Below are 12,469 nucleotides of genomic sequence, written 5' to 3' on the forward strand. Positions count from 1 at the left end.
GGGAGGTGTCTATGGTCGTCGGCTTCATGGCGTCGCGGACGGGGCGGTGGCTCCGCATCGTGACGGGCGCTGGGCTGGTGCTTGGAGGGCTGACCTCGGGAACGTCGCGCGGCGCGCTCGTGGCGCTCGCGGGGCTGGCGCCGCTCATCACCGGCGTGCTGGACCTGGTGCCCATCGCCCCGCTGTTCGGCCTGCCGATGCGCGGCGAGGAGCTGCGCCGCGCGTTGGGCGTGCCGGATGAGACACCGCTGCTGGACGGGCTCCAGCGTCCGTCCACGCGTCCCACGCCCATCACCCTCCACTGAGGACGGCGGTCCGTCAGTGCTTCTGGACCTGGAAGGGGATGTCGAGCGTGCCGAACGGCTCGCCGGTATTCCCATCCACGAGCCGGGCCTGGAGCACGACCTGTCGCTCACGCTGGGCCACGCCCTGGAAGTAGAGGAAGCCCTCCACGCGGCCCCCGTCCGCGAGCGTGCCCTCGGGCAGCGCCTGCTCGAGCATGTCCTTCGTGGGCAGTGGCTCCGCGCAGCCGTAGCCGCCGTAGTACGGATAGTAGGGACTGTACGGGCCCACGAAGGGCCCGGGCGGTCCACCATAGGGGCCGTAGCCGTAGCGGTAGTGGCCGTAGAAGGGGCGATAGCTCCCGTAGGGCCCATACCCCCAGCCCGGCCCGCCGCCCATGTACAGCGACCCACTCCCCGAGCCGCCCTGGCCCTGCCCCTCCCGCGGGGCCCCGCTGTTGCTCAACTCCAGCGGTGGCACCGCGGCGTATTGGAAGCGCGACTCGGCGCCGACAATCGCGAAGTCGCTGTACTGGAGGCGAAGGGGCCGGCCGCTGTGGTTGTCCACGAGGACCCGCACGGGCGTGAGGCTGCGCTCCAGGTCCGCCGGCGTGCCCTTCCACGCGGTGCCGTCCGCCAACAGCACCACCCCGGACACCTCCGTCCTGGCGACGTCCGCGTCACCCTGTTGCAGCTGTGCCCCGGTCGACGGACGCAGCTGCGCCTCCGGTACGCAGCCCGACGCGACGAGCAGCGACGCGGCGACGAGCCCGAATCCACGCATGGCGCTTCCTCCTCGTGTGAAAGGTAGGAAGCCACGCCCCGGGCGCGGGCACCGGCGGGGGTGTCAACTCGGGCCGCGAGGGGCCGGAGTGGTGTCTCAGTGGCTGGTCGGAGGGGTGGGCTCCGCGGCCGCATGGGGCCAGGCGGGCGAGGTGAGCGCGCTCCAGTCCTGGCCCCGCGCCCAGTCCTCGAAGGTGTGCCAGCGCACCTCGGGATACGAGTGCCGCAGGGTGAGGACGTCCGCGTGGTAGCCCACCCTGTCCAACCATTCCCACATGGCCGCGAGGTCCTCGCTGCGCTCGAGCAGGAAGTCCAGGGGGAGCTGCTCGTAGTGGATGCGATGGCCGCTCACCATGGAGAGCAGCCCCGCGGCCTGCTGGCCCGTCACCTCGTCCGACGCCACGTCGACGCGCTCCTCGAAGAAGCGGTCCGGCTCCTCGATGACGCGCACCGTGAAGGCGGCCAGGTCGTCCAGCGCCACCATCTGCAGGCCACGCGAGGGCGGCAGGCCCGTGGCGAGCACGCCCGCCTTCAGCCCCTTCTCGAACATGGGGCTGGTGAGGTTCTCCATGAAGAAGGTGGGGCCCAGAATCGTGTAGGGCAGGCCGCTGCGCCGCACGTGCAACTCCACCCGGTGCTTGCTGTCGAAGTGGGGGATGCCCGTCTTGCGGTCCGCGCCGGCCACCGACGAGTAGACGTAGTGCCGCACGCCCGCCAGCCGCGCCGCGTCCGCCAGGTTGAGGCCGTGTCGAATCTCCGTCTCCACGCCACCCTCGAAGGGCGTGGCCATGGCGTACATGGCGTCCATGCCCTGCGCCGCGAGGGCGATGGCGTCCACGTTGTCGAAGTCTCCCACGGCGAGCTCGGCGCCCATGGACCGGAGCTCCTCGGCGGCGGGGGATTCAGCGCTCCGGACGAAGGCGGTGACGCGGTGGCCGCGCTTCAGGAGCTGGCGGGCCACGGCGCCGCCCTGCTTGCCGGTAGCGCCGGTGACGAGCACGGAGCGGAAGAAGGCCATGGGCATGGTTCGAACCTCGGGCGATGGATGTGGGGAAGTTGGGGACGGCGGGAGCCGCTGGCGAGCATGAGCGGCCGGGTTCCGCGGGCTCCTGCCTGGGACTGCCGGGCAGGAGGGCAGGCAGGGTGGCCATGGCCCGGCCGCGCGCGCTTCCCGGCACGCCTCAACCCCGGAAGGGTCTCCGCCAGGGCATGCAGGCGGAGACCCGCGGCGGACTAGCGCTTCTTCTTGCTCGCGCCGCCGCGCTTGCTCGACTTGTCCGCCTTCTCCGTCGTCTTGGAGGTCTTGCCCTTGCCGGCGCGGACCTCCTTCGCGAGGGCGGTCGCGCGCGCCAGGCCCTTCGAGCCCGTCGCCAGCGCCGTGCCCACCACGCGCCCGAGCAGGCCCCGCTTCGGGGCCGCCTCGGTGCGCTTCGCCGGGGCGCTGGTGCGCTCGGACGCCGGCTCCGCGCGCTTCGCCGTCTTCTTGCGCGCCGTCTTCGCCGTCGTGTGCCCCGCCGTGGCCTTCTTCGCCGTCTTGCTCGCGGGCTTCGCACGGGCGGTCTTCGCGGTGCGCGCCGTCTTCGCCTTCGCCGTGCCGCTGCCCTTGGTGGCCGCCTTGCGCGCGCCCGAGGGCCGCTTCGTGGCCGCCTTGGCGCGGGCTTCCTTCTTTGCCCGGGCCGCCCGGCGCTCCTGGAGGCGCTTCACCGTCTCCGAGTGCGCCATGCCGTAGTGGATTCCGCCCTGGTGCGCGCCGGGGACGTTGTCCGGCTGCGTCGCCTGCAGCTCGCTCTTGAGCGGCTTCTGCTTGTCGTCGTTGGTGCCGAGCTGTCCCGGCGTACCGATTGCCGCCTGCACCGGCTTCTTGGGTTGGAAGTGGTCGAAACTGTAGGTCCTGGTCATGCCGTTCTCCCTCGGGTGCCGCGCGCGCCCGCGCGCTTTGCTCACAAGGTAGGAACCCTCCGCTCCAGAGGGCAGGTGTCCCGCGCGCGCAGGAGGTCCCGAGCTGCGCGCATGCGGACACTCGGTGCCGCGTGGAGCAGTCCCCGCACCGCGCTCTGTTCGGAATCAGAAGCGCCGGCACCACACCGGCCCTGGTGCGTGCCATGTTCCCGCCCACCATGAGCAAGCGCGACAAGCCGCAGGACTCGGAGCTGGTGACCGCCGCACAGGCCCTCGACGAGGGACTGGAGCGCTTCGAGGCCCTGTCCGAGCAGCTCCAGAAGGCGCCCCTCCAGTCCGAGAAGCACCTGGAGCGGGCCTCCGCCACCCTCAAGAGCCTGGCCGACATGGATGACCAGCTCCGCCAGCGCGTCAGCGCGCTCGTCGCCGCCATCTCCCAGGTGCGTGACAGGCAGCAGGCCCAGGCCGAGGCCGTCCACCAGCGCGCCCAGGAGCTGCAGGCCCGCACCGAGGTCTTCAAGGATTTGCTCGTGCGCTACGGCAACATGGGCCAGAGCGCGGGCGAGCTGAACGTGCAGATGACGCAGTTCGCCCAGCAGCGCCAGCAGGCGAAGACGCCCGAGGAGAACGCCGCACTGGCCACCACCTTCCAGGCGCTCCAGGACCGGATGGCCCAGGTGGCGATTGAGGCCGAGGACCTGGCCCGCGCCGCGGACGAGAAGGAGTTCCACGACATCGCCCGGCAGGCGGACTCGCTGCGCCAGCAGCTGTTGTCCGCGCGCAACAAGATGGGCCTGCTCCAAAAGAGCTTCGGCGGGAGCTGAGCGTCCTTCAGCTGAGGTAGGTGGGCGCGAAGTCGTCCGGGCTGTCGATGGGGCGCCGTCCGGCGAAGCCGTCCTGCAGCTCGTGCCAGTGGGTGACGGCGGGCTCGCCGAAGCGCCAGCAGAGGAACACGGGGTCGTCACCGCGGTGCGCGCGGAAGTCCACCAGCCCGTCCGCGCCCTTGATTTCCAGCCCCATCTCCGTGAGCTGGAGCAGCTCGCCGCGGATGCGCTCCAGCAGGGCGTCGCGCTCCTCGCGCAACGTGTCCTGGTGGACGTCGCGGGTGCTCTCGGACGAGCCGAGGGTGTCCGCGAGTTGCTGCGCCCGCTCCACCCACGGGCGGACGCGCTCGAAGGTGCGGGACAGCAGCGGCACCAGCCGGTTGGCTTCTTCCACGCTGAAGTAGCGCATTGCCCGGCAGCATGCCGCCTCCGGGCCCGCTGCCGCTACTACCTCCATGCGGCGGGCGTCAGCCGCGCATCAGCGAGGTGAGGTTCTCCGCGAGCCAGCGCTGTGCCGTGTCGCGCAAGGGAAAGGCGGCCTCGCGCTCGCAGAAGGCCGGGGTGTGCTCGGGGGCACAGCGGCCGTCCGCGTCCAGGGGCGCGTCGTCCGGCCCGGCGAGGTCCGCGTGCAGCATGGCGTGGAAGACGAGGTAGTCGACCACGAACGCCGGGACGTGCGGGCGGTCCAGGGCGGGGTGGATGCGAATCTCGCGCAGCCGCGCATCGTAGCCGCCCAGGTGGATGCTGCGTCGCCGGGCCCTGCCGGGCTTGCGCGCCCAGCCCACGTCCACGCGCACGCGGCCGTCGAAGTGGGTGGCGTTGAGGCGGGTGAGAAGGGCGCGCAGGTCGAAGCACCTGCCGCGCGTGCGCAGGGGCTTGCCGGGGCGGCGCTCGCGGCGCACGAGGCCGCGATGGGAGCGGGCGTAGGCTTCCAGCTCCTCACCCGCGGCCGGGTCGTTGCGGCCCGCGTAGCGCGCCATGGCGTGGACCACGGCGTCCGGGGCTCCGAGGAAGAGGTGGTGCGCGCGCAGGCGGAGGCCCTCGGGTCCGCGGCGGAAGCTGACCAGCGTGGCGCGGTTGTCCGTGAGCCGCAGCTGCACGGGGACACCGAGCAGCGAAGACAGCCCGCGGGCCAGGTCCGCGGCCAGCGGGAGCGCATCCTCCCGCGCCGGCAGCCGGTGGCGGATGGAGTCTTCACCGGGGGCATCCGTGGAGGGCTCGGGGGCGTCGGAACGGGCAGCGCCCTCGGCACGCTCAGGACGCGCGGGTGCTAGAGCGTCGAACAGCGCCAGCTGCGAGGGTGGGTGCGAGGGCATCCGCCGTCAAAGGTAAGCCTCCCGGCGCGAGGTTTCCAGGAGGACGAGCGCTCCCCGGACAGGGGAGCGGGGTTCACTGTTCACAACCCAGGGCCCCATGCGCGTCTCGGGCCGGCTGGGTGCGGAACGGGCCCGTCACCTCGAAGGTGACACCCCGCCCGTCGATGCCGCGCTGGGAGCTGAAGTAGAGGCGCCGGCCCTCCGGGCTGAAGGCCGCGCCGGCAATCTCCGAGCCGGAGTGCCCCACCACCTGGAGGACGGGCGACACCTTCCGGTCCGACGAGAGGAGGCACACCTGCATGTCATCCCCGTCCTCGCAGACGAAGACCTCGCGGCCGCGCGACACGGTGACGTTGTCCACGCCCATCAGCGGTGAGCCCGGATAGCTCGCCGCATCGTAGAGCACCACCAGCCGCCCGTTGCTGAGCGTGAGCGCCCAGACGCGGTTGTCCCGCTTGGTGGTGAAGTACACGACGCCCCCGTCGTACCAGCAGCCCTCTCCGCCCCGGAACACCGTCGTCTCTTCCGCGGCGGGCTGCTCGGAGGCGGGGGCCTCGGGAGACACGGGCACCCACTCCACCTTCGCGCCCTTCAGCACGTCACCGACGACGCGCGCGGCCTCCAGCGTGCCCGCGTCCAGCGAGGGCCACTGCGCCGGAGTGAAGCGGTAGAAGCGCCCGTCCGGCGTGTCCTCGGTGAGGTACAGGCGCCGGCCAATCGGGTCCACCGCCACGGCCTCGTGCGTGAAGGTGCCGAGCGCGGGCCGCTCCACGCCCTGCCCGGGGCGGGACGGGTCACACTCCCAGACGTGGCCGCGCGGGTGCTCCTCGCAGGACAGCCACGTGCCCCAAGGCGTGGGGCCGCCGGCGCAGTTGACGTTCGTGCCGGAGAGGATGCGGTAGGCGTCCGTCACCTCGCCCCCGGCGCTGAAGCGCACCGCGGACACGCCGCCGTCCGGAGACGTCTCGCTGTTGCACGCGTACACCCAGCCGCCATCCGGCTGCGTGAAGCAGGCGCCGCCATCCGGAGCCATGTGCCATGCGTAGCGCGTGCCCGGCACCACGTCGCGGCTGACGGCGATGATGCGCGAGGTGAAGCCCTGGGGCAGGAGCAGGCCATTCGCATCCGGAGCGTTCGCCAGCGGGCCGTAGGGGCCGGCGCCGTCAGGTTGCGGCGGCGTGGCGTAGATGTTCTGCCAGAAGCCGAGGCTGCTCAGGGCGAGCGCGCCGCCCCCGAGGGCGGAGAAGCGGAGGAAGTGACGGCGTTCCATGAAGCGGTTGTCGCTCAGGTCGCGCCCGCGTGGAAGCCCCCCGCGAGGGCAGGGCCGGAGCCGTTGCGCTGCCTCGCGTCATCCCTGCCTGGAGGGCAGCCAGGGCTTCACGCCCCCTCAGGACTCACGGCACAGCCGGTCCACCCGGTTGAGCATGGTGGGGATGCGCGAGGCCCCATGCATGCGCCGGACGCACTGCGCGGCGGTGGCCGTGTCCATGCCCACCGAGGTGACGAAGAGCGGGCGCAGGCTCTGGCCGCGAAGCACGGGCAGGGCGGGGCCGGTGGTGACGTACGCCGTCTTGGCCACGCCGATGATGGGCACGGCGCGGTTGAGCGACTCGTACAGGTGCGCGCCCAGGCCGGGCTTGTCCTCGCCGAGCCACACGTAGCCATCCACGATGATGGCCTCCAGCGGCTCCTGCACCATGGCGAGCACGCGCAGCAGGTGGGGCAGCTCGCGGCGGTAGAAGTGGCCCGGCTCGTACGGCGCGGCGGGAGGGCCGTGGTCCACCAGGAGCGACGCCTCCGAGCCCGCCGGCCAGTCACGGAAGAGGACACACGCGGCCACGGTGAGCTCGGGGCGGTAGTCCACATCCAGGCAGGCGAGCATCGGTTCCTCCTCGGGGGCAGGGGCCCCACATGCCAGGGCCTGACGCGGGGTGCTCCGGCGGGCTGACCGGAAGGGGAGCGGCACTTCAGGGGCCGACGTAGTCCTCCAGCTCCACGCGGGCCGTGCTCAGCCGCTCCAGTACGTCCGGCGCGGGCCACGCGGTGGTGCGGTGGCGGGGGGGCCAGGCCTCGGGCACGGGCGTGAGGCACCCGGGCATCAGGCGCTCCAGGTCCTCCCACGGCACCATGAAGACGTCCTGGTTGCCCGGGTTCATCGCCACCACGTCCGAGCGCGGCAGCAGCGTGTCCACGTCACGGCTCCAGACGCACCAGGTGACAGGACGCTCGTCCTTCTTCCGGGCGACGGCGGAGAGGCTGGCGACGAACACGTCCACGCTGTTCGCCTCGTGGAGCTTGTCGAGCGACTCCTTCTGCGCGGCGTACTCGGACAGGGCGAGGCGCACGTGGGCCAGCCGCACGCGCTGGGCGAGCGCGTCGTTGCCCGGGCGCAGGTACGGCACCACGCGGCCGGCCTCGTCCACCGTGTAGAGCGCGGGGGTGAGGCGGCGCGACGCGGCCTCGTACTCGCGCTCACCGCTCTCGCACAGGCGCGCCACGGTGGCGGGATTCGCGTCTCCGGCGATGAGCACGGTGGAGCGCTCGGGGAGGATGGCGATGGGGCGGCCCTCCACGCGCCCGGTGAAGGACGCGAGGAAGCCCGGGTGCAGCAGGCGCGACGTCTCGTACGTGTCGCCGGAGTCGACGGACCAGATGGGGCTCGGCTCGCGGTCGTACAACTCCACGCCGTCGAGCGGCAGGCCGGCGAGGTTCTCGTGCGCCGCGGCGAAGGCGGCTTCCGCGTCCGCGCCCCACTCCTGGAGGTGTCGCCGCTGCACGAACATGGCGGACTCGGGCATGTCCACCACCAGCAACTCCCGCAGGAAGGGCAGCGTGCGCCGTCCCACCAGCTCGCGGTCGGACTCGAGCTGGGCGAGCTGCGACATGCCGAAGGTGGCCGAGCGCAGCACGGGCAGCAGGCGCTGCCGCACTTCCTCCCAGGGGAGCGAGTCCGGGCCGTCCTGCCACAGCGAGCGGAGGAAGCGCTGGATGAGCTGGGAGCGCGCCTCGGGTGGCACCTCGCGCGTGTCCGCGAAGAGGTTGTCGAGGAACACGCTGCCCTGGCGGCCGTCGCGGGTGAACTGGAGGCCGTAGCTGTCCGGGTGGCGTTCCACCTTCTCCACCTTCGGCTCGGCGCGCAGCAGGGCCTCCACCTGCTTCAGGAGGTACTCGCGCGGGTTCACGGTCTGCACCGCATTCGCCGCCGGGGCCGGGACGGCAGGTTGCGGCTCCGGAGCCTTCCGTCCGAACAGCCTGTCCCAGAACCCCATGCGTGCTCCCGCGTGCGTGCCGGAGGCGAGGTTACGCCCTGGACGCGGTGGGTGTCACAAGTCCAGGAAGGAGAGCAGCGCGCCGAGGTCCGCGTCGGACAGGGCCTCCAGGCTGTACGGAGGCATGTTGCCGCCGACGCCGAAGAACTGGCCGTGCCGCACCTTCTCGATGACCACCAGTGACGGTGGCACCCCGGGGAAGACCTCGCCGTAGTCCGCCGTCACCTCGGGCAGCACCGAGGCCGCTTCCGTCAGCCGGCCCTCTCCCGTGTGCAGCTCGCCGTGACAGTTCTGGCAGGCCGCGCGGTACACCTCCTGACCGCGCGCCCTGTCACCGCGAGTCACGTCGGCGGCGTTCTTCACCACCGTCATCGGCAGCGGCCGCGCGTCCTGATTGGGGCTGATGCTCACGAGGTACTCGTAGAGCGCGCGGCTCTGCGGCGAGTCCTCGGGCAGCGGCGCCACGCCGCGCATGAAGTTGACGTAGCAGAAGTTCACCGCGTCCAGCAGGCGCGTCTCGTACCCGCCCCACCACGACTTGCGGAAGGCCGAGTCATGCAGCGTGTAGCCCGAGTCCATCCGTCCCGCCGCGGGCGTGGGCGTCGTCGAGTGGCACGTGGCGCAGGAGAAGCTGTTGAACCGGCTCTCCGACAGCTTCGCGTCGCTGAACAGCCGCTCGCCGTACTCCGCCGCGGGCACCGGTTCATCATCGCCGCACGCCGCCGCGAGCAGCGTCAGCGCCGCGAGCAGCGCCAGCCTCGTGCGCCTCATGGCTGCCCCCGGAGGATGCTCACCGAGTCCGGGAAGATGCCCACCCGCACCGTGCCCACCACCGTGCCGGCGGCGAGGTCCACCGCGTGCACCGTGCCCGGGCCCTGGTGGTCGCCCTCGCAGACGACGAGCCCGTACTTCTCGTCCGGCGTCAGCGTGACCTGGTGCACGTTGAGGCAGCCGGCCGACGCGAGGTCCACCTCGCGCCGCACGAGGCCCGTCGCCGGGTCGATGTCCGCGAGCACGTCCGCGGCCTGGTAGGGCAGGTAGAGCGTGTTGCCGTCGGAGGTGAATGTCCCGAACATGGGCGCGCCGCGCAGCCCCGTTACCGTGCGCGTCGGGTCCATCGCCTTCGTGGTGGGGTTGAGCACCTGCACCTGTCGGCTGGACATGGAGCTGACCCACGCCTCGCCCGTGGTGGGCGACAGGGTGAGCGCGTAGGGCTCGTGTTGGGGGCGCACCGCCGTGCCCGTGTTGGCCGCCACCTTCACCCGCTGCACCGTGGGCGGAGTCGCGGTGAGGTCCACGATGGCCACCTCGTCCGACCAGCAGGCGATGTAGGCCGTGCGCTCGTCCGCGGACAGGCGCACCGCGTGGGGCGCGGGGCACACCGGCACCATGTCCTTCCGGGTCATGGTGGCCGCGTCGATGATGGCCAGCCGCGCGTCCATCTCCGACTCCTTGCCGCCCCGCCGCGCTACCTCGGTAATCTTCAGGGTGTCGAAGTGCGTCTGGTACAGCGTGCGCCCGTCCCGGCTGACGATGATGTCGCCGGGGTTGGGGTCTACGCGCACGGAGCCCATCAGCCGGTTGTCGCGCGCGTCCAGCTTGAGGCAGTAGCCGTCCTCGGAGCCCGTGCCGTGCGTGCCATGCGGCCCCGAGCCGCCGCCCGGTACGTAGTTGGAGATGCCGACGTAGTAGGCCGTGCCGTCCGGAGCCACCGCCGTGTGGTGAGGCCCCTCCAGCTCCACCGGGTTGAGCCCCACCGGCACGCGCGCGAGCTCCTTGAAGCCGGGCGTGCCCACGGTGTCCAGCTCGATGAGGCTCAGCGTGTCGTCGAGGCTGTTGGTGATGAGGATGCGCCCGCCGGGCCCGGGAGGTGGAACGACGGTTCCTTCCGCCCACGGGTCCGGGTGCGCGTACTCGAGCTCCTCCGGGGGCGTCCCGGCGTCCCCGGGCTCCGGGTCGTCGGTGCACGCGGCCAGCGCGAGCGCGAGCGCCGGCACCCACCGGCGTGCCTGCTTCATCGTGCGCCCACCATGTGCACGGTGCGCGGCATGGCCATCTTGTAGGGCCCCTCGCGGAGGCGGTTCTCCACGAGGTACGCGCTCGTCACCTGGATGGACAGGTCCTGGCCAATCGCGCCGCGCAGCGTGTCCCACGTGGCCGCGTCGAGCTGCCACTCCAGGTTCGAGGTGAGCATCTCCACCGGGCACGTCCGGCCCGGCACCGTCACCTGCACCCAGTAGATGTCGCCGGTGAAGGGCGGCAGGTGCGCCTCGGCCGAGGGCAGAATCAGGTTCCCCAGCCACGCCAGCACGGAGCGCCCCTCGTTACGTGGGCGTGCCTGCGGGGAGGGCGTCAGGGGCGCCGCGCCGGGCGTGAGCGACGCAATCGGCGACGTCCACCGCCACGTGGGCGCCGCGTCGGTGCCGATGTAGGTCTGTCCCTCGGTGGGTGACTCCAGCGTCACCGCCTGTGCGCTGGCCGTCGCCTTGTCCTTCGCGTCCACCAGCGAGCGCCACGCCTCGTCGGTGGCGTCGCCGCCGTAGAGCGGCTCGCCGCACTCGTCGGCCTCCGGCTCGTCGTTGTCGCAGGCGGGGGCCAGCGCCAGCAGCGCGGCCGACAGGGACGTCCACAAAAGCTTCCGGGAGAGGGTCTTCATGGTGAGGGGCCTACTGGTGGTTCGAGCGCCGCCGGCCGCGGCGCCACAGCGTGAGGGTCGACAGAAGCATCAGGGCGGGTGCCGCATTCCCGGACGCCGCGCCGCAGCCATCGGACTTCGACGGAGGCGCCGTCCCTGCGTCGACGTCGGGCGTGCCCGCGTCCTCGGGCGGCGGTGGCGGAGGCGGAGGTGGCTCCTCCACGCCGCCGTCGGTGTACACCTCAGCGCCGAGCTGGTCCGCGAGCTGCGGCCACAGCCCCGGGCAGATTTTCTGCACCGGCGTGCCCGCGGGGCACTGGTCGGGGCCCTTGATGCCGTAGAGGGTGAACAGCGGCTCCCACGTGTCGCCCTGGTCGTTGCTGCGCGCCAGGGCCCAGTCGTGCAGCCAGGTGGAGCCGCAGGCGTAGAGCGTCTCGCCCGTGCGCAGCGCGCACGAGTTGCCGGTGGGCAGCGGCCGCTTCTCCAGCGGGCCTGCGCGCGGGCCGCGGAAGAAGGAGTTCAGCGTGCCCACCCAGGCGGTGCCGCCGTCGGAGGACAGCTCCATGTTGGTGAAGATGTCGTCCAGCATCTGCACCTGCGTCAGCGTGCGGCCGCCGTCGTCGCTGCGCATCAGGTGCGTGTAGCCCTGCGCGGACACGCGCACCCACACCCCGTCCGCCTGAACGGGGTCCACCGCCGTCACCACCAGGTCGTACGGCCGGAGCAGTTCCGGCAGCGCGTGGGGGATTTCCTCCCAGGTGTCGCCCGCGTCGTCGCTGCGGAAGAGGAGCAACTGGCCGCTCGCGTCGCCGGAGGCATACACGCGCCGGGGGTCCACCGGCGAGACGCGCACGGCATTGAGGTTGAGTCCCGTGCGCAACAGCGGCGTGGGCTCCCACGTCTCGCCGCCGTCGTGCGAGCGGTACACGCCATTGGGCGTCGTGGGCCGGCCGGTGACGGCGTAGAGGATGCGGTCATCCGTGGGGTGCGCGGCGAGTCCCGTCACCCAGGTGCTCTTGAAATACGGATGCGTATTCCAGGAGCAGCCGTTGTCGGCCGAGCGCAGGATGGAACTGCCGGTGGCGGCGATGATGTCGCCGGCCTCGCGCCACAGGAAGGACTCCGGGCGCCAGCCGCCGTAGCCCATGGCGTCCGGACATATCCACCGCCACGTCTGGCCGCTGTCGCGCGAAATCACCGCGCCGAAGGACGCGCCCACGAAGAAGTCCTCGGGGTGGCCGCGGCGAATGGTGACGTTGGACGTCTCTGGCAGGCCCGCATGCGCGTGCGCGGCCCCGCCCGTGCCCAGGGCCAGCAGGGTGATGACCGCTGTCACCGTGTTGCGAGGATTCATCCGCGGGACTCCAGGAACGTGCCGGCCCGGCTCCACGATAACGCCCGGCGCGCCCGCGCATAGCGGCGGAGCGTGAAACGTCGCGCGATATGTGTGTGCTTCCCCGCT

At 72.1% G+C, this 12,469-nt stretch carries 14 protein-coding genes; 2 read left to right on the forward strand and 12 right to left on the reverse strand.

Features of this window, described 5'->3' with window-relative positions; genetic code table 11:
- The first annotated feature begins 11 nt into the window (after positions 1-11).
- On the forward strand, positions 12-305 hold the full coding sequence (locus OV427_RS24060) for a YgaP-like transmembrane domain (RefSeq protein ID WP_267858499.1): 294 nt from the start codon (positions 12-14) through the stop codon (positions 303-305).
- 13 nt (positions 306-318) lie between these two features.
- On the opposite strand, the gene OV427_RS24065 is transcribed toward OV427_RS24060, so the two are convergent.
- From OV427_RS24065 to OV427_RS24075, 3 genes are all read right to left on the reverse strand, one after another.
- Positions 319-1,065, reverse strand: a complete 747-nt coding sequence (locus tag OV427_RS24065; protein WP_267858500.1) for a hypothetical protein — start codon at positions 1,063-1,065, stop codon at positions 319-321.
- A gap of 96 nt (positions 1,066-1,161) precedes the next feature.
- Positions 1,162-2,088, reverse strand: coding sequence for an NmrA/HSCARG family protein (locus OV427_RS24070; RefSeq protein ID WP_267858501.1), 927 nt, complete (start codon positions 2,086-2,088; stop codon positions 1,162-1,164).
- 209 nt (positions 2,089-2,297) lie between these two features.
- Positions 2,298-2,963 (reverse strand): hypothetical protein, encoded by a 666-nt coding sequence (locus tag OV427_RS24075; RefSeq protein ID WP_267858502.1) that lies wholly within the window; start codon positions 2,961-2,963, stop codon positions 2,298-2,300.
- Between the two features lie 203 nt (positions 2,964-3,166).
- On the opposite strand from OV427_RS24075, the gene OV427_RS24080 reads away from it, so the two are divergent.
- Positions 3,167-3,787, forward strand: coding sequence for a hypothetical protein (locus OV427_RS24080; RefSeq protein ID WP_267858503.1), 621 nt, complete (start codon positions 3,167-3,169; stop codon positions 3,785-3,787).
- A gap of 7 nt (positions 3,788-3,794) precedes the next feature.
- On the opposite strand, the gene OV427_RS24085 is transcribed toward OV427_RS24080, so the two are convergent.
- From OV427_RS24085 to OV427_RS24125, 9 genes are all read right to left on the reverse strand, one after another.
- Positions 3,795-4,196 carry a DUF2203 domain-containing protein gene (locus OV427_RS24085; RefSeq protein ID WP_267858504.1) on the reverse strand — a complete coding sequence of 134 codons (402 nt, stop codon included), beginning with the start codon at positions 4,194-4,196 and terminating at the stop codon, positions 3,795-3,797.
- A 58-nt stretch (positions 4,197-4,254) separates the two neighbouring features.
- The gene (locus tag OV427_RS24090) at positions 4,255-5,103 is read right to left on the reverse strand and encodes a hypothetical protein (RefSeq protein ID WP_267858505.1); all 849 of its coding nucleotides are present in this window, start codon (positions 5,101-5,103) and stop codon (positions 4,255-4,257) included.
- Positions 5,104-5,176: 73 nt separating this feature from the next.
- Positions 5,177-6,373 (reverse strand): alkaline phosphatase PhoX, encoded by a 1,197-nt coding sequence (locus tag OV427_RS24095; RefSeq protein ID WP_267858506.1) that lies wholly within the window; start codon positions 6,371-6,373, stop codon positions 5,177-5,179.
- 117 nt (positions 6,374-6,490) lie between these two features.
- Positions 6,491-6,985, reverse strand: a complete 495-nt coding sequence (locus OV427_RS24100; RefSeq protein ID WP_267858507.1) for an endonuclease V — start codon at positions 6,983-6,985, stop codon at positions 6,491-6,493.
- A gap of 85 nt (positions 6,986-7,070) precedes the next feature.
- Positions 7,071-8,372: a DUF1444 family protein gene (locus OV427_RS24105; RefSeq protein ID WP_267858508.1), complete on the reverse strand. Its 1,302-nt coding sequence runs from the start codon at positions 8,370-8,372 to the stop codon at positions 7,071-7,073.
- A 54-nt stretch (positions 8,373-8,426) separates the two neighbouring features.
- Positions 8,427-9,143, reverse strand: a complete 717-nt coding sequence (locus OV427_RS24110; RefSeq protein ID WP_267858509.1) for a c-type cytochrome — start codon at positions 9,141-9,143, stop codon at positions 8,427-8,429.
- On the reverse strand, positions 9,140-10,390 hold the full coding sequence (locus OV427_RS24115; protein ID WP_267858510.1) for a YncE family protein: 1,251 nt from the start codon (positions 10,388-10,390) through the stop codon (positions 9,140-9,142). Before OV427_RS24115 ends, OV427_RS24110 begins: the two co-directional genes overlap by 4 nt.
- Complete coding sequence (locus OV427_RS24120; protein WP_267858511.1) at positions 10,387-11,028, reverse strand: hypothetical protein; 642 nt, start codon at positions 11,026-11,028, stop codon at positions 10,387-10,389. The genes OV427_RS24115 and OV427_RS24120 overlap by 4 nt, the downstream gene beginning before the upstream one ends.
- Positions 11,029-11,038: 10 nt before the next feature.
- Positions 11,039-12,361: a WD40/YVTN/BNR-like repeat-containing protein gene (locus OV427_RS24125; RefSeq protein ID WP_267858512.1), complete on the reverse strand. Its 1,323-nt coding sequence runs from the start codon at positions 12,359-12,361 to the stop codon at positions 11,039-11,041.
- Positions 12,362-12,469: the final 108 nt, after the last annotated feature.

The organism is Pyxidicoccus sp. MSG2 (genome assembly GCF_026626705.1).
GTDB lineage: Bacteria > Myxococcota > Myxococcia > Myxococcales > Myxococcaceae > Myxococcus.